Source organism: Streptomyces avidinii (genome assembly GCF_045161815.1).
Classification (GTDB): domain Bacteria; phylum Actinomycetota; class Actinomycetes; order Streptomycetales; family Streptomycetaceae; genus Streptomyces; species Streptomyces avidinii.
The window spans coordinates 4,607,309-4,627,313 of the sequence record NZ_CP108863.1; the positions used below are offsets into that span (position 1 = coordinate 4,607,309).

20 protein-coding genes and 1 riboswitch are annotated in these 20,005 nt (G+C 69.2%); of the genes, 10 read left to right on the forward strand and 10 right to left on the reverse strand.

Going from position 1 to position 20,005, the window contains the following annotated elements; translation table 11 throughout:
• The first annotated feature begins 56 nt into the window (after nucleotides 1-56).
• On the forward strand, nucleotides 57-707 hold the full coding sequence (locus OG373_RS20560) for an HAD family hydrolase (RefSeq protein ID WP_405439567.1): 651 nt from the start codon (nucleotides 57-59) through the stop codon (nucleotides 705-707).
• Between the two features lie 121 nt (nucleotides 708-828).
• Nucleotides 829-2,037 (forward strand): globin domain-containing protein, encoded by a 1,209-nt coding sequence (locus tag OG373_RS20565; RefSeq protein ID WP_405439568.1) that lies wholly within the window; start codon nucleotides 829-831, stop codon nucleotides 2,035-2,037.
• Between the two features lie 33 nt (nucleotides 2,038-2,070).
• On the opposite strand, the gene OG373_RS20570 is transcribed toward OG373_RS20565, so the two are convergent.
• From OG373_RS20570 to OG373_RS20590, 5 genes are all read right to left on the reverse strand, one after another.
• On the reverse strand, nucleotides 2,071-2,550 hold the full coding sequence (locus tag OG373_RS20570) for an NUDIX domain-containing protein (protein WP_405439569.1): 480 nt from the start codon (nucleotides 2,548-2,550) through the stop codon (nucleotides 2,071-2,073).
• Between the two features lie 61 nt (nucleotides 2,551-2,611).
• A complete protein-coding gene (locus tag OG373_RS20575; RefSeq protein ID WP_405439570.1) occupies nucleotides 2,612-3,517 on the reverse strand; it encodes a LysR family transcriptional regulator in 906 nt (301 codons plus the stop codon).
• Between the two features lie 166 nt (nucleotides 3,518-3,683).
• On the reverse strand, nucleotides 3,684-4,838 hold the full coding sequence (locus tag OG373_RS20580; RefSeq protein ID WP_405439571.1) for a cystathionine gamma-lyase: 1,155 nt from the start codon (nucleotides 4,836-4,838) through the stop codon (nucleotides 3,684-3,686).
• Nucleotides 4,835-5,326, reverse strand: a complete 492-nt coding sequence (locus tag OG373_RS20585) for a low molecular weight protein-tyrosine-phosphatase (protein WP_405439572.1) — start codon at nucleotides 5,324-5,326, stop codon at nucleotides 4,835-4,837. The genes OG373_RS20580 and OG373_RS20585 overlap by 4 nt, the downstream gene beginning before the upstream one ends.
• 11 nt (nucleotides 5,327-5,337) lie before the next feature.
• Complete coding sequence (locus OG373_RS20590) at nucleotides 5,338-5,718, reverse strand: phage holin family protein (RefSeq protein ID WP_405439573.1); 381 nt, start codon at nucleotides 5,716-5,718, stop codon at nucleotides 5,338-5,340.
• Nucleotides 5,719-5,807: 89 nt separating this feature from the next.
• Here OG373_RS20590 and OG373_RS20595 point away from each other — a divergent pair, with 89 nt between their 5' ends.
• The 4 genes from OG373_RS20595 to OG373_RS20610 all read left to right on the forward strand — a co-directional run bounded on the left by OG373_RS20595 (nucleotide 5,808) and on the right by OG373_RS20610 (nucleotide 8,085).
• Complete coding sequence (locus OG373_RS20595) at nucleotides 5,808-6,125, forward strand: cupin domain-containing protein (protein WP_405439574.1); 318 nt, start codon at nucleotides 5,808-5,810, stop codon at nucleotides 6,123-6,125.
• A gap of 143 nt (nucleotides 6,126-6,268) precedes the next feature.
• The gene (locus tag OG373_RS20600) at nucleotides 6,269-6,496 is read left to right on the forward strand and encodes a DUF5326 family protein (protein WP_397732788.1); all 228 of its coding nucleotides are present in this window, start codon (nucleotides 6,269-6,271) and stop codon (nucleotides 6,494-6,496) included.
• A gap of 295 nt (nucleotides 6,497-6,791) precedes the next feature.
• The gene (locus OG373_RS20605) at nucleotides 6,792-7,538 is read left to right on the forward strand and encodes an IclR family transcriptional regulator (protein WP_405439575.1); all 747 of its coding nucleotides are present in this window, start codon (nucleotides 6,792-6,794) and stop codon (nucleotides 7,536-7,538) included.
• A gap of 97 nt (nucleotides 7,539-7,635) precedes the next feature.
• Entirely contained in the window at nucleotides 7,636-8,085 is a 450-nt protein-coding gene (locus OG373_RS20610) for an SsgA family sporulation/cell division regulator (RefSeq protein WP_030383960.1), read from the forward strand.
• A 4-nt stretch (nucleotides 8,086-8,089) separates the two neighbouring features.
• Here the strand turns inward: OG373_RS20610 and OG373_RS20615 are convergent, their stop codons facing one another.
• A complete protein-coding gene (locus OG373_RS20615) occupies nucleotides 8,090-9,571 on the reverse strand; it encodes a YibE/F family protein (protein WP_405439576.1) in 1,482 nt (493 codons plus the stop codon).
• A 72-nt stretch (nucleotides 9,572-9,643) separates the two neighbouring features.
• A riboswitch (TPP riboswitch) is annotated at nucleotides 9,644-9,789 on the forward strand.
• Between OG373_RS20615 and thiC the strand changes: the two genes are divergently transcribed.
• Complete coding sequence (gene thiC / locus OG373_RS20620; RefSeq protein WP_405439577.1) at nucleotides 9,784-11,571, forward strand: phosphomethylpyrimidine synthase ThiC; 1,788 nt, start codon at nucleotides 9,784-9,786, stop codon at nucleotides 11,569-11,571. (Overlaps the previous riboswitch by 6 nt.)
• Before the next feature lie 94 nt (nucleotides 11,572-11,665).
• Here thiC and OG373_RS20625 read toward each other — a convergent pair whose 3' ends face one another.
• From OG373_RS20625 to OG373_RS20635, 3 genes are all read right to left on the reverse strand, one after another.
• Complete coding sequence (locus tag OG373_RS20625) at nucleotides 11,666-12,484, reverse strand: hypothetical protein (protein ID WP_405439578.1); 819 nt, start codon at nucleotides 12,482-12,484, stop codon at nucleotides 11,666-11,668.
• 148 nt (nucleotides 12,485-12,632) lie between these two features.
• On the reverse strand, nucleotides 12,633-13,916 hold the full coding sequence (locus OG373_RS20630; RefSeq protein WP_405444134.1) for a metallophosphoesterase: 1,284 nt from the start codon (nucleotides 13,914-13,916) through the stop codon (nucleotides 12,633-12,635).
• Nucleotides 13,917-14,165: 249 nt separating this feature from the next.
• On the reverse strand, nucleotides 14,166-15,281 hold the full coding sequence (locus OG373_RS20635) for a LacI family DNA-binding transcriptional regulator (RefSeq protein WP_030028209.1): 1,116 nt from the start codon (nucleotides 15,279-15,281) through the stop codon (nucleotides 14,166-14,168).
• Between the two features lie 361 nt (nucleotides 15,282-15,642).
• Here OG373_RS20635 and hisC point away from each other — a divergent pair, with 361 nt between their 5' ends.
• On the forward strand, nucleotides 15,643-16,722 hold the full coding sequence (hisC, locus tag OG373_RS20640) for a histidinol-phosphate transaminase (RefSeq protein WP_405439579.1): 1,080 nt from the start codon (nucleotides 15,643-15,645) through the stop codon (nucleotides 16,720-16,722).
• A gap of 169 nt (nucleotides 16,723-16,891) precedes the next feature.
• On the opposite strand, the gene OG373_RS20645 is transcribed toward hisC, so the two are convergent.
• Entirely contained in the window at nucleotides 16,892-17,260 is a 369-nt protein-coding gene (locus OG373_RS20645) for a cyclophilin-like fold protein (protein WP_390799726.1), read from the reverse strand.
• Nucleotides 17,261-17,451: 191 nt separating this feature from the next.
• Between OG373_RS20645 and OG373_RS20650 the strand changes: the two genes are divergently transcribed.
• Nucleotides 17,452-18,957, forward strand: a complete 1,506-nt coding sequence (locus tag OG373_RS20650) for a cytochrome ubiquinol oxidase subunit I (RefSeq protein WP_405439581.1) — start codon at nucleotides 17,452-17,454, stop codon at nucleotides 18,955-18,957.
• An 18-nt stretch (nucleotides 18,958-18,975) separates the two neighbouring features.
• Nucleotides 18,976-19,977: a cytochrome d ubiquinol oxidase subunit II gene (gene cydB, locus OG373_RS20655; protein WP_405439582.1), complete on the forward strand. Its 1,002-nt coding sequence runs from the start codon at nucleotides 18,976-18,978 to the stop codon at nucleotides 19,975-19,977.
• Nucleotides 19,978-20,005 lie beyond the last annotated feature (28 nt).

The window sequence follows — 20,005 nt, forward strand, 5'->3', positions numbered from 1 at the left end:
TGTTTCACGTGAAACACGGTGTTTCACGTGAAACGGACCGACTAGCCTCATGGGCTATGACTCTCCTGCACCTCTTCGATCTCGACGGGACGCTGATGTACGGCTCGGCGGCGCCGGTCGAGATCTCCCGGCAGCTCGGGCTGAGCGCCGAGATCGCCGAGCTGGAACGGGCCTTCGGCGCGCAGAAGATGGGGCCGCACCAGTTCTCGGTGGCCGCTCACGCCCTGTGGGCCGAGCTGACCCCCGCCCATGTGCGGGCCGCGTTCGACGGGGCTCCCTGGCTCACCGGGATCCGGGACGTGTGGCAGGAGATCCGGGACCGCGGGGACTACTGCGCCGTGATCTCCCTGTCGCCCTCCTTCTTCGTGGAGCTGCTGCTGGAATGGGGCGCGCACGCCGCGCACGGGTCGGTCTTCCCGGAGGTGCCCTTCACGCGGCCCGTGGAGGAGTCCGGGATCCTGACGCCCGAGGGCAAGGTCAGGGTGGCGGACCGACTCTGCGCGGAGTTCGGTGTGAGCCGGAGCGCCTGCGTCGCGTACGGGGATTCGGTGACCGACGCGATGCTGTTCGACGTGGTGCCGGTCTCGGTGGCGGTCAATGCTCGGCCTTTCCTGGCCGAGCGGGCGACCCATGTGTACGAGGGTCGGGATTTGCGCGAGGCATACCAGCTTGTAGGGCTGACGCGCCCGGGAGTTGACGCATCTTAGGAGGAAAGTGGGTTCGAAACGCGGACTTTCCGCGTTTCCCCGCAGGCCTCTGAGGCGGCTGGCACGCTGTAAAACCCGGAACCACGGATTCACAGGCCGTGGCGTGTGCAGACCGACCGAGATGCTCGAAGCGAGGCACCGCATGGACGCTCCGCCCACCAGATCGGCCAGACGCGAACCGGCCCGGATATCCGGCGGGGGCGGCGCGACCGAGCCCTCGCCGGATGCCGTGCTCATCCGCCGGACCCTCGCGGAGATCGCCCCCGTCGCCGACAGGGTCACCTCGTACTTCTACGCTCTGGTGTTCACCGGGCACCCGGAAGTGCGCGGCATGTTCCCCGCAGCCATGGACGTCCAGCGCGACCGGCTGCTGAAGGCGCTGCTGACCGCCGCCGAGCACATCGACAACCCCGACGTACTCGTCCCCTACCTTCGCCGACTGGGTACGGGGCACCGCAAGTACGGCACCATGGCCGGTCACTATCCGGCTGTGGGCGAGGCTCTCGTCGGAGCGCTGGCCCGGTACGCGCACAGCAGCTGGTGCCCGGAGACGCAGGCTGCGTGGGTGCGGGCGTACACGGCGATCTCCCAGATCATGATCGACGCGGCGGCGGAGGACGAGGTGAAGGCTCCCGCGTGGTGGCACGCGGAGGTGGTCTCCCACGATCTGCGCACCCCGGACATCGCGGTGCTGACCGTCCGCCCCGACCAGCCCTACGCCTTCGTGGCCGGCCAGTACGCGAGCCTGGAGACCCCGTGGTGGCCGCGGGTGTGGCGGCACTACTCCTTCGCCTCGGCCCCGCGAGCCGATGGACTGCTGTCCTTCCACGTCAAGGCCGTCCCCGCGGGCTGGGTGTCCAACGCGCTGGTGCGCCACGCCCGCCCCGGGGACGTGCTGCGCCTGGGACCGCCGGCCGGGTCGATGGTGGTGGACCACTCCACGGACAACGGCATGCTGTGCCTCGGCGGGGGCACCGGGATCGCTCCGATCAAGGCGCTGATCGAGGATGTGGCCGAACACGGTGAGCGGCGGCCGGTGGAGGTGTTCTTCGGGGCCCGCAGTGACAGCGACCTGTACGACAAGGACACCCTGCTGGGACTCCAGCGCTCGCACCCGTGGCTGTCGGTGCGCCCGGTGGTCGGTGACGGACTGGCCGGCCAGCTGCCGCAGGCGGTGGGCGAACACGGCCCGTGGAGCTCGTACGACGCCTTCATCTCGGGTCCGCCCGCGATGATCCGCAACGGGGTGAACGAGCTCCTGCGGATCGGCATTCCCTGCGAGCGGATCCGGCACGACGCGGTCGAGGAGCTGGCGGGCATCGCCGGCTGAGACCGGACGGCAGCCGCCGGTCTCAGCCCGCTCTCAGCCCAGGTCGGGAGCGTGCATGGCGCGTACACCCTCGATGTTGCCGTCTAGGTAGTGCCGCAGGGACAGCGGGACGAGATGGACGGCGGCGATGCCCACCCGGCTGAAGGGCACACGGACGATCTCGTACTCGCCCTCGGGCTGGTCGACCTCGGGGCCGTGCCGGAGGTTCGGGTCCATGGATTCGAGGCGGCAGACGAAGAAGTGCTGCACCTTCACGCCGGTCACCCCGCCGTCGGCGATGTGTTCGACGGTGTCGACGAAGCAGGGCACCACATCGGTGATCTTCGCGCCGAGTTCTTCGTGGACCTCCCGGTGGAGAGCGTCGACGACGGTGGAGTCCGAGGCCTCCACTCCCCCGCCGGGGGTGAGCCAGTACGGATCGACGCCGGGCCTGGTGCGTTTGATGAGGATCAGGTCGTCACCGTCGAGCAGGATCGCGCGGGCGGTGCGTTTGACCACGGGACGTTCGGTCATGGGAGAAGAGTGGCCCGCCACTCCGCTTCTGAAACGCGCCACGGGCCGGAAAAGAACAGGCTCACCAGTGCACGGCGGCTTCCAGCAGCCGGTCGTGAGCCCGCGAGAGGTGGGCGAGGGCCAGACTCCCGGTCCGTACGACCAGGAACCAGGTGCGCAGAGGCGGCACCGCGGGCTCCGCCAGCGCGACGATCCGACCGCTGTCGAGTGCCTCCTGGCACAGGTAGCGGGGCAGGACGGCGAGCCCGGCACCGGCCCGGACGCATTCCAGTACGGCCCGCAGGTCGGGCACGACCACGGTGGCGGCCAGGGACCGGGCGTCGGGCCGGGTGTCGAAGACGGCGGCCCAGTACCGGGTGACGAGCGGCAGGCTCTCGTGGACCTCGACGAGCGGAATGCCCTCCAGGGCGGTGGGGCCCTCCGCCCGCAGCCGGTCCCTGTCGACGAGTGCGGCCCAGTAGGGCGCGGCCACCAGGACGTGCTCCTCGTCGCACAGCGGGGTGGCGGAGAAGAGACCGCCCCGGGGCTGGGCGGTGGTGACGACGAGGTCGTGATGGCCCGCGGCGAGCCCGTCGAGGGTCGCCTCGGCGTCGGTCTGTGGAGCGGCGCGCAGGGTGTGGCCCTGGCCGACGAGGAGTGCGAGGGCGGGGAGTACGCGCAGGCACAGGAACTCGGGAGGTCCGGCGACGTGGAGCGTGCGTAACGCGCCGGCGGCCTCCCGCTCGGCCTCGGTGATCCGCAGCAGGGCGTCGAGGTGCGGGGCCGCCTTGTGGGCCAGCTCGTCACCGACGGCGGTGGGAGTGACGCCACGCGCCCGGCGGTGGAAGAGGGGCCTCCCCAACTGGCGCTCCAGCGTGCGGATCTGCGAGGTCACAGCCGGCTGGGACAGTCCGAGGAGGCTGGCGGCGCGCGTGAACGAGCCGGCCCGGTGGACGGCGACGAAGGTGCGCAGCAGGGTCAGGTCCATCGCTGCACCTCTCGGTGGGGGCCTTCAACTATAAATATGCAGATAGGTCCCTGTCGTTACCGTGATTGGACTCTGACGCAGAGTCAATTAGCCTTGTCGCGTGGTTCTTCGCGCGCGGAACCAGGGGCGGTCCGAGCCACCAGGGGGGAGGCTCGGACCGCTCTTCCTAAGCGCCCGCGTGGTCGAGGGCGCGCAGCACGTCCGCGACGAGATCCTCGGTGTCCTCGGCCCCCGCGGAGAAGCGGATGAAGCCCTCCGGCACGGCGTCGCCGCCCCAGCGTCCGCGCCGCTCGGCGGTGGACCGTACCCCGCCGAAACTCGTGGCGTCCTCGACCAGCTGCAGGGCGGCCATGAAGCGCTCCGCGTGCGCGCGGTCGGGCAGCGTGAAGGAGACCACCGAGCCGAAGCCGCGCATCTGTCGGGCCGCCGTCTTGTGGGAGCGGTCCGTGGCCAGCCCCGGGTAGCGCAGCCCGCTCACGTCGGTGCGGTGCGTCAACGCCTCGGCGACGGCGAGTGCGTTGGCCCACTGGCGCTGGGCGCGCAGCTGGATCGTGGCGAGGGAGCGGTGGGCGAGCCAGGCCTCCATGGGGCCCGGGATCGCGCCGACGATCTTGCGCCAGCGCCGGACGCGGGCGGCGAGCTCCGGATCGCGGCAGACGACGTAGCCGAGCAGGACGTCCCCGTGGCCGGTGAGGCCCTTGGTGCCGCTCGCCACCGAGAAGTCCGCCCCGAGCTCCAGGGGCCGCTGCCCGAGCGGGGTGGCCAGGGTGTTGTCGACGGCGACCAGGGTCCCGCCGGCGTGCGCCGCGTCCACGAGGCGGCGTACGTCGCACACGTCGAGGCCGGGATTGGAAGGGGTCTCGATCCACAGCAGCCGGGCCCCGTCGAGGGCCGCGAGCTGGGCGTCGTCACCGGTCGGCGCGGTGCGTACGTGGATCCCGTAGGCCTCCAGCTGCTCCCGCAGCAGGGGCAGCGCCTGGTAGCCGTCGTCGGGCAGGACCACGGTGTCGCCGTTGTGCGCCTGGGAGAGGAGGACGGCGGAGACTGCCGCCATGCCGGAGGCGAAGACGATGGTGTGGACGTCCTCGCCGGGAGCCTCCAGTTCCCCGATGGCCCGTTCCAGCAGGGTCCAGGTCGGGTTGGTGTCGCGGCCGTAGGCGTACGGGCCCTCGACGTCTCCCGGGAGGTGGAAGTGGGCGGCGAAGACCGGCCCGGGCAGCGGCGGCTCGTTCTTGACGGCCTCGGGCAGTCCGGCCCGGACGGCCCGGGTGCCGTCGCCGAGGGCGGCCTGTCCGGACTCCTGGGGGGCGTAGTCGTTCACGCGGTGTGCTCCTTCATGGCATCACGTACGGCATCCAGTAGACCGGGGCTCGCGGCCTCGACCAGCTCCAGGCACTCCTCGAACCCGTCGAGCGGCCCGTAGTAGGGATCCGGTACGTCGGTCTCCGCGGCCGTGGCCGCCGGATCGTAGGACCGCAGCAGCCGCACCTTTGCGGCGTCCTGCGCAGTGGGCGCGAGCGCCCGGAGGTCCCGCTGGTGCCCGGCGTCGAGCGCGATGACGAGGTCCAGGCGGGCGAACCAGGAGGAGCGGAACTGGCGGGCCCGGTGGTCCTGTTCGTAGCCGGCCGCCTCCAGGACGGCGACGGTGCGGGGATCGGCCCCGTCCCCCTCGTGCCAGCCGCCGGTTCCGGCGCTGTCCACCTCGACCAGGGCGTCCAGCCCGGCCGTCGCCACGTGGGCGCGGAAGACGGACTCGGCCATGGGGGAGCGGCATATGTTGCCCGTGCAGACGAAGCAGACGCGGTACATGCCCGGCCCGTTCAGTTCTTTTCGGGCAGGACCATGTTCACGGCCCAGGAGACGATGGAGATGATCAGGCCGCCGAGGATCGCGGTCCAGAAGCCGTCGACGTGGAAGCTGAGGTCCAGCTGGGTGGCCAGCCAGGAGGTCAGCAGCAGCATCAGGGCGTTCACGACGAGGGTGAACAGGCCCAGGGTCAGGACGAACAGCGGCAGTGAGAACAGCTTCACCAGCGGCTTGACGAGCAGGTTGACCAGGCCGAAGACCAGTGCGACAAGGATCAGGGTGAGTGTCCGGCGGCCCATGCTGCTGCCGTCGTCGAGGGTGATACCGGAAAGAAGCCAGATGGCGACGGCCAGGGCCGCCGCATTGGCGAGCGTCTTGACTACGAAATTCGTCATGTGTCTGATCGTGGCAGAGAAGATCCCGGTGGGACATCCGCAGATCAGCGGATGCGAAGGAACGATCGAGTACAAGGGGCGCAACGACGATGAAAGCCTTCCGGCTTGACGAGCTCGAAGCGGAGCGGGCCGCCAACGACGGCGCCTATCTGCAGTTCCTGCGCGAGCGGAACATGTCGGTCGGGCTGTACGCGCTCGATGCCGGACAGACCGATCCGCAGCTGCCGCACCGGCAGGACGAGGTGTACTTCGTCGTCAGCGGGCGGGCCTCGATCACGGTCGGAGAGGAGACGGGGACCGTGGCGCGCGGCAGCGTCGTCTACGTCCCGGCCGGCGTCCCGCACAAGTTCCATCACATCACCGAGGACCTGAAGGTGATGGTGGTGTTCTCCCCGCCGGAGAGCTGAGCGGCACGGGCGGATGAGGGTCGCTGCCCTGATCCCCCTAAGGGGCGGATCAGGGGACTCCGGGGGCTCGCGGGCCCCGATCCGTGTCCGTGGACTCCTAGCATCGGGAGCAGGAAGTCACGGACGAGGAAGAGGTCGAGGACATGGACGGCATCCGACAGATATTCGCAGGTATGCCCTGGTGGGTTAAGTGGGTCGCGGTTCCGTTGCTGGCGCTCTTCGTCTTCGGCGGTGTGATCACCAGCATCCTGGGCGCGCTGATCGGGTTCGTCTTCAAGCTGCTTCTCTTCGTCGGCCTCGTCGGCGGCCTGATCTTCGTCGTGAAGAAGTTCAGCGGCAGCGGATCGAAGTCCTCCTCCGGAGAGTGGTAGACGGGAGCGGGCCGGGGGGTTCCGGGATTGAGCCAGGTGAGGGAACGTGACTCGCCAAACCGCTCACATCCCCGGAATCGGTGGATAGAGTGGCAATCTGTGCCGTTCCCTGGGCACCGAAAGCCGGTACCGCCGCTCCGACCTGCCGCCCTGACCTGCGGCGATGAAAAAGAGCCGCCGAGTACGACCCCCAGGAGCCACGGCACGCGCGGGGGCGGCCCCCGCAGGGCGGGCCTCCCCAACGGCTCGCCGCCACGCCTGGGGGTGAGCTTTGTCTCCGGTTCACAATGCCGGTGTGCCGACTCTGATCGGTTCGGTGCAGCGCGCGCTGAGGCTGCTCGAAGCGGCGGGGTCCCATAGCGAGGGAGCCCCGGCGAAGCAGCTGGCGCGCGAGGCCGGGCTCCCGCTTCCCACCGCGTACCACCTGCTGCGCACCCTGACGCACGAGGGCTATCTGCGCAGAGCGAGAGGAGTCTTCGTACTGGGCGAGGCCGCGGGTCGGCTCGCCGGTGGGGGACTACAGCAGAAACGTCGCAGCATGATCCTCGACTCCCTCGCGCACTTCCGCGACGCGGTCGGGGCCCCCGTCTACTTCGCGGTCTACCGCGAGGGTGAGATCGAGGTCGTGGGTGTCTCGGACACTCCGGCCAGCCCGGCCTGCGAGGAGTGGGCCGACTTCCGTGCGACCGGCCATGCGCACGCCATCGGACAGTGCCTGCTCGGGCAACTCGACGAGGAGACGCGCCGGGACTACTACGACCGCCATCCGGTCGAGGCCATCACCCCCTATACGGTGCGGGATCTGCGGTCCCTGGAAAACCGGATCGCCGCCCTCGGGCGAATGCAGCCTGTGATCGAACGCCAGGAATATGCCCTCGGCATCATCTGCGCCGCCATCCCCATTACGGCCGGCGATACGGCCGCAACGATGGCTATTTCTCTACCCCTCCACCAAGAAGAACGATTGCTCTATGTAGTCGATCGGCTACGGAGTGAAGTAGGCGCGCTGTTGAGCACCCTCTCGTTCTCTATCAGTATCTGAAAACTCACTCCTTGTGATCTGCTACCGCTTCCACCACTCTTGTCAAGTGGGTCCTGGGGGATCATTCCTGGCCACTTCAACTACAGCGGGGTAGTCAATGCGCGAGTCGGTACAGGCAGAGGTCATGATGAGCTTCCTCGTTTCCGAGGAGCTCTCGTTCCGGATTCCGGTGGAACTCCGGTACGACGCACGCGACCCCTACGCAGTCCGCCTGACCTTCCACCTTCCCGGAGATGCGCCCGTGACCTGGGCGTTCGGCCGGGAACTTCTCCTCGACGGCATCAACAAGCCATGCGGTGACGGCGATGTGCACATCGCCCCCACCCACCCCGAAGATCTGTCCGACGTCCACATCCGGCTCCAGGTCGGCGGCGACCGGGCCCTGTTCCGGGCCAGCGCGGCGCCGCTCGTCGCGTTCCTCGACCGCACCGACCGGATCGTTCCGCTCGGACAGGAGCGCAACCTGGGCGACTTCGAGGAGAACCTCGACGAGGCCCTCGTCAAGATCCTCGCCGAATCGCATCAGAACGAGCAGAACGCCGGCTGACCCTTCAGCGCTTGCGCCGCCGGCCCCGGCCGCGGACCGGCCCTGCGGCCGGGACGCCGGCCGGGGATCCCGGTCGGTCGGCAGAAACCACCAGCGCGGCCAGCGCCGTCGTCACGGGGACCGAGGCCACCAGCCCGATCGAGCCCACGAGGGTCCGTACGATCTCTTCCGCCACCAGCTCGCTGTTGGCCACCGAACCCATGCTGCTGTTCGCGATCGAGAACAGCAGAAGCAGGGGCAGCGCGGCACCCGCGTAGGCCAGCACCAGGGTGTTGACCACCGAGGCGATGTGGTCGCGGCCGATCCTGATGGCCGCCCGGTAAAGGGCTCGTGGCCCCATCGAGGGGTCCGCCTGGCGCAGTTCCCACACTGCCGAGGTCTGGGTGACCGTCACGTCGTCGAGCACGCCGAGCGATCCGATGATCACACCTGCGAGCAGCAAACCGCTCATGTCGATGTCCGGGTACAGCCCGTGGATCAGCCCGGTGTTGTCATCGGTGTTGCCGCTGAGGAACGCCCAGTCGATGAACCCCGAGCCGAGCAGCCCGATCAGCAACAGCGAGACGAGCGTGCCGAGAACGGCCACCGAGGTCCGGGCGGTCAGCCCGTGGCACATGTAGAGCGCGATCAGCATGATCGCGCTCGCCCCGATCACCGCGACCACCAGCGGGTTCGAACCCTGCAGGATGGCCGGGAGGATGAAGAGGGTCAGAACGCCGAAGCTGACCGCGAGCGCGATCAGCGCGAACAGCCCGCGCATCCGTCCGACCACGACGACCGCGACGGCGAAGATGCCGGCCAGCAGTGCCATCGGGAGCTTGCGGTTCACGTCGATCACCGAGTACTGGAGGTCGCGCGGGGCGTCCGGCGCGTACGCCACCACCACCTCCTGGCCGTCCTCCAACTGCCGTGGTGCACCCGGCTGGACGATCTCCACGAAGGTGCGGCCCTTGTCCGGGCCGCTGGTGACCTCGACGGTGGCCTTCTTGCACTCGCCGGTCTGCTCGGCCTGGGCCTGGCGGCCCGAGGGGGTGGAAGGAGCCGCGGTCGTCGGTACCTGGGCGGCGTTCACGGACTTGCAGTCGACCTGTTCGAGCGAGGTGACCACGCCCTGCTGGGTCTGCCGGTCGAAGCCCACGCCGCTGCGCTCGTGGTCGGGGGCACCGCCCGGCCAGAGCACCGCCATGCCGACGAAGACGGCGGCCGCGAAGGGGATCAGTACGGCCGCGATGACCTTGCGCAGGTGCTTCGAGACGGGGGCGGCCGGCCCGTGGCTGTGGCTGTGGCCGTGGGCATGCCCTCCCGCGGAGTGCCCACCGGAGTGCCCACCGGAATGACCGCCGGAGTGCCCGTCGGGCTGCCCCGGCGAGTGCCCGGCGGACTGCCCGGGGCTCCCGTGCTCGTGGCCGTCGTGCTCGTGGCCGTCGTGGCCGTTGTGGCCACGGGTCTCTGTGGGCTCGGTGGGGGGCTGCAGCGAGGGCGTCACCAGCAGATCATCGCAAGAGATGAGGGGGCCCACTGTTCAGCACGCCATGGATGACGCTAGCGTGGGGTCACCTTTGCACAACGCGGGAGCTCGGAGCACCGGGCTGAGAGGACGCTGATCACCGTACGAGCATCACGGATGCGTACGGGAAGAGGCTGCGTCGACCGCCGAACCTGTTACCGGGTAATGCCGGCGTAGGGAGATCAGGTCTCATGACCACTCAGGATGCACGCACGCCTGCCGTCAGCCAGGACGCCGACGACCGGACCGAGCGCCAGCCCGGCTGGCACAAGGGATACCTGGCGGGCTCCCGGCCCGACCTCCGGGTGCCGGTCCGCCAGGTCCACCTCACCAACGGCAAGGACGTGACGCTCTACGACACGTCCGGCCCGTACACCGACCCGCAGATCGAGACCGACGTCCGCCGCGGCCTCGCGCCGCTGCGCGAGAACTGGATCATCAGCCGCGGTGACACCGAGGAGTACGCGGGTCGCCCCGTGCGCCCCGAGGACGACGGCATCAAGCACACCTCGCCGCGCGGCGGCCTCAAGAACCTCGACGCCGTCTTCCCTGGCCGCCCCCGGCAGCCCCGCCGCGGCCGGGGCGGCGCCGCCGTCACGCAGCTCGCGTACGCCCGCCGCGGTGAGATCACCCCGGAGATGGAGTACGTCGCGATCCGCGAGAACGTCTCCCCCGAGGTCGTTCGGGAGGAAATCGCCGCAGGTCGCGCGGTGCTTCCGGCGAACGTGAACCACCCCGAGATCGAGCCGATGATCATCGGCAAGCGCTTCCTGGTGAAGGTCAACGCCAACATCGGGAACTCCGCGGTCACCTCCTCCATCGAGGAGGAGGTCGACAAGATGACCTGGGCGACCAAGTGGGGCGCCGACACGGTCATGGACCTCTCGACCGGCCGCAACATCCACACCACCCGCGAGTGGGTGCTGCGCAACTCCCCCGTCCCGATCGGCACCGTGCCGCTCTACCAGGCGCTGGAGAAGGTCGACGGTCGCGCCGAGGACCTGACCTGGGAGATCTACAAGGACACGGTCATCGAGCAGGCCGAGCAGGGCGTCGACTACATGACGGTCCACGCCGGCGTGCTGCTGCCCTACGTGCCGCTGACCGCCCGCCGCAAGACCGGCATCGTCTCGCGCGGCGGCTCGATCATGGCCGCGTGGTGCCTGGCCCACCACAAGGAGAACTTCCTCTACACGAACTTCGAGGAGCTCTGCGACATCCTCGCGACGTACGACGTCACGTACTCCCTGGGCGACGGCCTGCGCCCCGGTTCGATCGCGGACGCCAACGACGCGGCCCAGTTCGCCGAGCTGAAGACGCTGGGCGAGCTGAACACGATCGCCAAGCGGCACAACGTCCAGACGATGATCGAGGGCCCGGGCCACGTCCCGATGCACAAGATCAAGGAGAACATCGACCTCCAGCAGGAGATCTGCGAGGAGGCGCCGTTCTACACGCTCGGCCCGCTGACCACGGACGTCGCGCCCGCGTACGACCACATCACCTCGGGCATCGGCGCCGCGATGATCGCTTGGTGGGGCACCGCGATGCTCTGCTACGTCACGCCCAAGGAGCACCTGGGCCTGCCGAACCGCGACGACGTCAAGACCGGCGTCATCACGTACAAGATCGCGGCGCACGCCGCGGACCTGGCCAAGGGCCACCCGGGCGCGCAGGAGTGGGACGACGCCCTGTCCGACGCCCGGTTCGAGTTCCGCTGGGAGGACCAGTTCAACCTGGCCCTCGACCCGGACACGGCCCGTGAGTTCCACGACGAGACCCTCCCGGCCGAGCCGGCCAAGACCGCGCACTTCTGCTCCATGTGCGGTCCGAAGTTCTGCTCGATGAAGATCTCGCAGGACATCCGCCGTGAGCACGGTGGTGACCTGAAGGCCGAGGAGATCCAGGCGGGGATGGCCGAGAAGTCCGCCGAGTTCGCGGCTTCGGGCAGCCGCGTCTACCTGCCGCTCGCCGACTGAGCGGGAGCGACACAGGACGGACCCGCGACCCATGGGGGGAGTCGCGGGTCCGTCCTGTGTCCCGGGCGCGTGGGCGGTGACCACATGCCGTACGTCACTCCCGCTCGTGCTCCGGGCCGCCGAAGTCCGGGCTCGTGAAGTCCGGAGGGGTGTAGCCGGGCCGCGGGGTTTCCGACGGGGAGCCCGGGCTCGTGAAGTCGGGTCTGCTGTATCCGAGGTTGGGGATCCGTCCCGCCGCCGGGGTGCGGGGGGTGGGAAAGCCCGGGCCCGCACTCGGGTCGGCCAGCGCGTCCCGCAGGAAGGGCATGATGCCGCGCTCCAGAAGGGCGTGCCGCCAGGCCTCACGGGCCCGTGCGACCTCGTCGGGTATCGCCTCGGTCTCGTCCGCGACCACCTCGGTCGCGCTGTTGCGGACGGCCGTCACCAGTAGTCCGATCACGGCGAAGAGCAGGGCGACCGCGGTGAGCCCGCCGAAGAGCCAACCCGCCGTCAGCATGGTTTCGGCGAAGGCCGGTTCGGGCTCGATCATCTTCAGGAGGTAGCCGACGAGCAGGAAGATCAGCATGGCGGTGCCCGCGAGGACGGGCGCGAGCACCGCGACCACGGCGCTGACGCCCGCGCCGCCACCGCTGCCCTGCCCGCCGTCCTCGTCCGCCGACGTACCGGGCGCGGTCAGTACCTCGTCACGCCGTTCCTCACGGACCTTCACGTAGTGGCCGTACTCGGCGGCGGCCGCGGCCGCCAGCAGGGCGCTGGCCCCCTGGGCCATGGTGCGCAGCTGTTCGGCGTTCAGTCGTTCGCCGAGCGTGGCGAGTTCGGGCCGCTCGTGCGCGGCGCGCAGAGCCTCGTCGACGAGCCGATCGAACTCCGGCCGGTCTTCGGTCAGCAGGTGCGGAGCGCTGGTCATGTGCATCCCCCGATGCTCCGTAGAAGCCGGTATGCCCGCGTAGACCCGGGCGCCGGCACAAACGGAGGAGAGCCTGCTACGGATAGAGCGATGGTAGAGCGCCCACGCCACGCCGTGACAGGGGCTTTCCGGAAATACCCCTCTCCGTAAGCTCTCAGTCGCTCAGGGGGAGTTGTACGACAAGCAGTTTGCCTGCCATTGTCACGCCGCCGTCCATGGCGATGGCGAGCCCCTCCGCGTACACGTGCGGGCCGTCCACGGCCTCGGGGCCGCGGGACTCGTCGCCGTCCTCCGTGCCCACTTCGCCGAGCAGGTACGGGATGGGGCTGTGCCCGTGGACGACGCGGCTGCCGCCGTAGGTGTCGAGCAGTTCGCGGACGGCCGCCGGGCCGGTGCCCTCGTCGCGGAAGGCGAAGCGCTTGGTGAACTTCCGGAAGAGGTCCCAGGTGATGTCGGCGTCGCCGCGGTTGAGGAGCTCGTGGATGGTGTCGTTGACGTCCTCGATGGAGTCGCCGTAGTCGAGGTAGGCCGTGGTGTCGGAGTGCAGCAGCAGGTGGCCCTCCTCCAGGACGGCCGCGTCCAGGCGCGACATCCACTGCAGGTGGACGTCCTGGAGGCGCTCCATGTCGGTGCGCTGGCCGCCGTTGAGGAGCCAGGCGGCCTGGAAGGTGGCGGTGCCTGCACCGGAGACGACGGGGGTGTCGCCGAACCGCTTGGCGCCGATGAGCAGCAACTCGTGGTTGCCCATAAGGGCCTTGCAATAGCCGCCGGCTGCGGCGGCCTCGGCGGACAGCCGCATGACGAGGTCGATGACGCCGATGCCGTCGGGGCCGCGGTCGGTGAAGTCGCCGAGGAACCAGAGCCGGGCGTTGCCCGCGGACCAGCGGCGCTCGGCGTCGATCAGGCTCTGGGCCTGGAGTTCGGTGACGAGCTCGTCGAGGTAGCCGTGGACGTCGCCGACGACGTAGAGCGGTCCGGGGCCGGCGGCCTGGTCCTGGGGCACGTACTGGACCTGGACGGTGTCGCCGGGTCCGCCGAGTGCGCCGCGGCCGATGACGGGCAGGTCCCGGTAGGTCGGTGTGTAGCCCTCCGGGTCCTCCTCGTCGGCGCCCTGGGTCATCGCGTGCGCGGGTTCGCCGTCGGGGCGCAGGGGGAGCTGCGTGTCGGGGTACGGGGCCTGCGGCGCGGGGGGCTGCTGCGGCGCGGCCGGCACGTGCGCGGGCGCCTGCGGCGGGTACCCCGGCTGCGGGGGCACACTCGGCGCGGCGCCGTTCTCGTAGTACGCCGGGTACTCGCCGTAGACGGGCGCCTCGCCGGGCAGCCCGGTGGATACGGCGTACAGGGCGGGTTCGGTGACTGGAACCCGGAAGTCCCGCAGCGTGTCCGTCCGCATCGCGGGTCCCTGACCGGCCCCCTGAGTCATCGACCCCTCCACCACCGTCGCGCTGCCGTACACCTGCGGACCCTCCTGACCTCCGAGGAGGAGGGTCCGTGATGTCGTGCGCCCATCATAGGAATGCGGCTCGCGCTCTGTGACGCACCAGGGGTGGTGAATCCTGTGCGGAGCCGATCGTTCCTACCGCTTTCTCCCGATATCGGTGTTGCTGAAATCCTCGGCCGGTCCTTGGTCGGTGGTCGGACTGTCCTCGGTCGGCCCTTGGACAGGCCGACCGGACGGTCTGTCGGTCTAGTCCTGTGCCGGAGAACGGGGCGGGCTGACGGTCGTGCGTGGCTGCCTGCGCTGCGACGAGGTACGGATGATGAGCTCGGTCGGGACGACCTGTTCGACGGGTCGCCCCGTGTCCACTCCCTCGATCGCGTCGATGAGCAGCTGCACGACGGCGGTGCCGATGCGGCGCGGTTTGAGGGACAGGGTGGTGATGGGCGGTTCGGTGTTGGCGTAGACGGTGGACTCGCTGCAGCACACGAGCAGCAGGTCCTCGGGGACACGCAGGCCGTAGCGCCGGGCGGCGGCGAGCAGGTCGGTGCCGTTGGGGTCGAAGAGCCCGTAGACCGCGTCGGGCCGGTCGGGGCGGGCGAGGAGCCGGTCGGCGGCCACGGCGCCCGCACACGGGTCGTGGGCGGGGTAGGACTCGTAGACGGGGTCCTGGCCGACGCGCTCGCACCAGTTGAGGTAGGCGGTGGTGGAGAGCCGGGTGTAGGTGTCGGTGGTGGTCCCGGTCAGCAGCCCGATCCGGCGGGCGCCGGCGGCGGCGAGGTGGTCGAGGAGGCCGAGTACGGCGGCCTCGTGGTCGTTGTCGACCCAGGCGGTGACGGGGAGGGAGCCTGCGGGGCGGCCGTCGGAGACCACGGGCAGGCCTTGGCGGACCAGTTCGGTGACGACGGGATCGTGGTCGGAGGGGTCGATGACGACGGTGCCGTCGAGGGCGACGTTCGACCACACGTCGTGGCGGGAGGTGGCGGGGAGGATGACCAGGGCGTAGCCGCGGGCGAGCGCGGCGGAGGTGGCGGCCCTGGCCATCTCGGCGAAGTAGGCGAATTCGGTGAAGGTGAAAGGTTCATCCCCGTATGTCGTCACGGTCAGGCCGATGAGGCCGGACTTGCCGGTACGGAGGGTGCGGGCGGCGGCCGACGGGCGGTAGCCCAGGCGGTCGGCCACCTCGCGAACGTGGCGGCGGGTGGCGTCGGGCAGCCGTCCCTTGCCATTGAGCGCGTCGGAGACGGTTGTGATGGAGACGCCCGCCGCGGCGGCCACGTCCCTGATGCCGGCCCGGCCCTGTCGGCCGGCGGCCCGCCGGGTGGTCTCGGTCCGGCTCACCTGATGCTTCCCTGCTGCTGTCATGGCGAGCCGATAGTAGGGCTCGGTGGGGAGGGTGGTCCGCGTGCATATGCACGCGTTGACAGGCACGTTTCTGCATGGTTCGCCACCCCCAATGACCTTGGAAATGAAGGCATTTGATCGCTCGGAGTGATGGTGGGGCTTGTCGTCGGGTCCGGGCATGCCAAAACGATGCGATCTCGGGCCGGTCGCAACTCACCTGCACGAGGGATGCGCGCCACGGCGCAGGCCACCGGCGCGCGCATATATGCGCGCGCTCCCCCGCATTCCAGGCGCCCCCATTCTCGGAACGGCGGAATCCTCATAAGGTGAGCAGTATTGAGTCGACGGCGACGTCGTACGGGACGGTCGAGGAGGACCTGCGGTGAGCGAGAAGAGCCCGAAGCTGCGCGCCGAGCTGGACGGCATTCCGACATACAAGCCCGGCAAGCCGGCTGCCGCCGGGGGGCCTGTCGCGTACAAGCTGTCCTCGAACGAGAACCCGTACCCGCCGCTGCGGGGCGTGCTGGAGACCGCGGTCGCGGCCGCCGGGAACTTCAACCGGTACCCCGACATGGCCTGCACCGGCCTCGTGAACGAGCTCGCCGAGCGCTTCGGAGTGCCGGTCGAGCACATCGCCACGGGCACCGGCTCGGTCGGTGTGGCCCAGTCGCTGATCCAGGCGACGGCCGGCCCGGGCGACGAGGTGATCTACGCCTGGCGCTCCTTCGAGGCGTACCCGATCCTCACGCAGATCACGGGCGCGACCTCCGTTCAGGTTCCGCTGACCGACGGCGACGTGCACGACCTCGACGCGATGGCCGCCGCGATCACCGACCGGACCCGGCTGATCTTCGTCTGCAACCCGAACAACCCCACCGGTACGGCCGTGCGCCGCGCCGAGCTGGAGCGCTTCCTGGACCAGGTGCCCTCGGACGTCCTGGTGGTCCTGGACGAGGCCTACCGCGAGTTCGTGCGCGACGCGGACGTACCGGACGGCATCGAGCTCTACCGCGCTCGCCCGAACGTCGCCGTGCTGCGTACGTTCTCCAAGGCGTACGGGCTCGCCGGCCTGCGGGTCGGCTTCGCGGTGGCCCACGAGCCGGTGGCAGCGGCCCTGCGCAAGACGGCGATGCCCTTCGGCGTCAGCCAGCTCGCGCAGGACGCGGCGGTGGCCTCGCTGCGTGCCGAGGACGAGCTGATGGGCCGTGTCGGGGCGCTGGTGAGCGAGCGCGCCCGGGTCCACGAGACGCTGGTCGCCCAGGGCTGGACCGTGCCGGACACGCAGGCGAATTTCGTGTGGATGCGGCTGGGGGAGCGGACCGCGGAGTTCGCGGGGGCCTGCGAGAAGGCCGGTGTGGTGGTCCGGCCCTTCGCGGGCGAGGGCCTGCGGGTCACGATCGGTGAGACCGAGGCGAACGACCTCTTCCTGCACACGGCGGAGGCGTTCTTCAAGGAGCTCTAGGAGCTCTAGGAGCTCCGGGAGTCCTGGTGGGTCCGGGGGCTCCGCTTCGGGGGCTCCGCCGGCTTCGGGGGCTTCGGGGCGGGAGTTCCGTCGTGCTCGGCGCTCCGGGCGGTTTGCGCGGCCGCCGCGGCCGACGGGGATGTCCTGCCGGCCGGACCGTTCCGGTGGCTCAGGCGAGTTCCACGCGGACGGGATCGCCGTCGCGGACGGTGGACAGCAGGCGGGGGTCGCCGTCGAAGGAGCCGAGCACGTTGCACGGGCTCGCGAGGCGGCTCTCGCCCCCGCGCGAGATGGGAGTGGGGCCGTAGGGCAGCGCGAGAGCGTCGCCCTCGGTCCAGAACGCGACCGTGCCGGGGTCGACGACCTGCCGCGCGTCGTCCTCCAGGGCGACGGAGACGCCGGTGTCGAAGTAGACCTCCTCGCCCCAGGTGTTGGCGGAGGCGGAAATCGGAAGGGCCTCGGCCAGCGCCTTGCTGGTCGGGGTCTCGTCGAGGGTTGCGGTGAGCTGGCCCGCAGGCCACGAGATTCGTATCTGCATGAGCCGCATTCAACAATCTGTTGAATCGATTGGCTAGAGGGGTACCCCGCCCGAAGGTGGCCGAGAGTGGTGCGACATAATGCTTGTGAATGTGAACGCGTTCACAAGCGTGTCCTACTTACTCCCGTATTGCGTGGGACACACCAGGCAGACTGCCGCTGTGACCACGGCGACCCGAAGGAGACGAGGACGTGGACCTAGCTTTGGCGCCGGAGACTCTGGCGCGATGGCAGTTCGGAATCACCACCGTCTATCACTTCCTCTTCGTGCCCTTGACGATCTCGCTCGCCGCGCTCACGGCCGGCCTGCAGACCGCATGGGTGCGTACCGAGAAGGAGAAGTACCTCAGGGCCACAAAGTTCTGGGGCAAGCTTTTCTTGATCAATATCGCGATGGGTGTCGTCACCGGCATCGTCCAGGAGTTCCAGTTCGGCATGAACTGGTCCGACTACTCGCGATTCGTCGGCGACGTCTTCGGGGCCCCCCTCGCCTTCGAAGCGCTGATCGCCTTCTTCTTCGAGTCGACCTTCATCGGCCTGTGGATCTTCGGCTGGGACAAGCTGCCGAAGAAGATCCACCTCGCCTGTATCTGGATGGTGTCCATCGGCACCGTCCTGTCCGCCTATTTCATCCTGGCGGCCAATTCCTGGATGCAGCACCCGGTCGGGTACCGCATCAACGAGGAGCGGGGCCGCGCCGAGCTCACCGACTTCTGGCTCGTCCTGACCCAGAACACCGCGCTCACCCAGTTCTTCCACACCATCACGGCCGCCTTCCTGGTCGGCGGCGCGTTCATGGCGGGAATCTCCGCGTATCACCTGGCGCGCAAGAAGCACGTCCCCGTGATGCGGAGCTCGCTGCGCCTCGGCCTGATCGTCATGATCATCGCTGGAATGGGCACGGCGATCAGCGGTGACCTGCTCGGCAAGGTGATGTACAAGCAGCAGCCCATGAAGATGGCCGCCGCGGAAGCGCTGTGGGACGGCGAGGCGCCCGCGCCCTTCTCCGTATTCGCCTACGGAGACGTCGACAAGGGCCACAACAACGTGGCGATAGAGATCCCCGGCCTGCTCTCGTTCCTGGCCAACGACGACTTCACCTCCTTCGTCCCGGGCATCAACGACGTGAACAAGGCCGAGCAGGAGAAGTACGGCCCCGGTGACTACCGGCCCAACATCGCGGTCGCCTACTGGGGCTTCCGCTGGATGATCGGCTTCGGCATGGCCTCCGTCGGCGTCGGAGCACTGGGGCTGTGGCTGACCCGCAAGCGGTTCCTGCTGCCTGCGCAGCTGCGCACCGGGGAGGACGAGGTCCCGCACCTGGTGCTCTTCAGGAAGCCGCTGAGCCCGAAGTTCGCCAACCTGTACTGGATCGTCGCGCTCTGGACGATGGGCTTCCCCCTGATCGCCAACTCCTGGGGCTGGATCTTCACCGAGATGGGCCGCCAGCCGTGGGTGGTCTACGGGGTCCTGCGCACCAGGGACGCCGTCTCGCCGCACGTCTCCCAGGGCGAGGTACTCACCTCGATGATCGGCTTCACGCTGCTGTACGCCGTGCTGGCCGTGATCGAGGTCAAGCTCCTCGTCAAGTACGTCAAGGCCGGACCGCCCGAACTCACCGAGGCAGACCTCAACCCGCCCACCAAGATCGGTGGGGACGACAAGAACCCCGACCGGCCGATGGCCTTCTCGTACTGAGGCCGAGGAGCGCACACCATGCAACTCCACGATGTCTGGTTCGTACTCATCGCCGTCCTGTGGACCGGCTACTTCTTCCTGGAGGGCTTCGACTTCGGAGTCGGCGTACTCACCAAGCTGCTCGCTCGCGACCGCACGGAGAAGCGGGTCCTGATCAACACGATCGGGCCCGTGTGGGACGGCAACGAGGTCTGGCTGCTCACTGCGGGCGGGGCCACCTTCGCCGCCTTCCCCGACTGGTACGCCACCCTCTTCTCCGGCTTCTACCTGCCGCTGCTGATCATCCTGATATGCCTCATCATCCGTGGCGTCGCCTTCGAGTACCGCCACAAGCGCCCCGAGGACCGCTGGCAGACCAACTGGGAACACGCGATCTTCTGGACCTCGCTGATACCCGCGTTCCTGTGGGGTGTCGCCTTCGCCAACATCGTGCGCGGCGTCAAGATCGACGAGAACATGGAGTACGTCGGCGGCTTCCTCGACCTGCTGAACGCCTACTCGATCCTCGGCGGACTGGTCACCCTCACCCTGTTCACCTTCCACGGCGCGGTCTTCACAGCGCTCAAGACCGTCGGTGACATCCGGGACCGCTCGCGGAAGCTGGCGACCCGGCTGGGCGTCGTCACCGCCGTCCTGGCCCTGGTCTTCCTGATCTGGACCCAGGTCTCGCGCGGCGACGGCACGAGCCTGATCGCGATGGCTGTCGCGGTGCTGGCACTGGTCGCGGCACTCGGCTTCAACCTGGCCGGCCGCGAGGGCTGGTCGTTCGCACTCTCCGGGGTCACCATCGCGGCGGCCGTCGCGATGCTCTTCCTCACGCTCTTCCCGAATGTCATGCCGTCCTCGCTGAACGACGCCTGGAACCTCACGGTCACCAACGCCTCGTCCAGCCCGTACACCCTGAAGATCATGACCTGGTGTGCGGCCGTGGCCACCCCGCTCGTCCTGCTCTACCAGGGCTGGACGTACTGGGTGTTCCGCAAGCGGATCGGGACGCAGCACATCGTCGACGTGCACTGATTTCCACGCATGACCCGCCTGTCCGGCT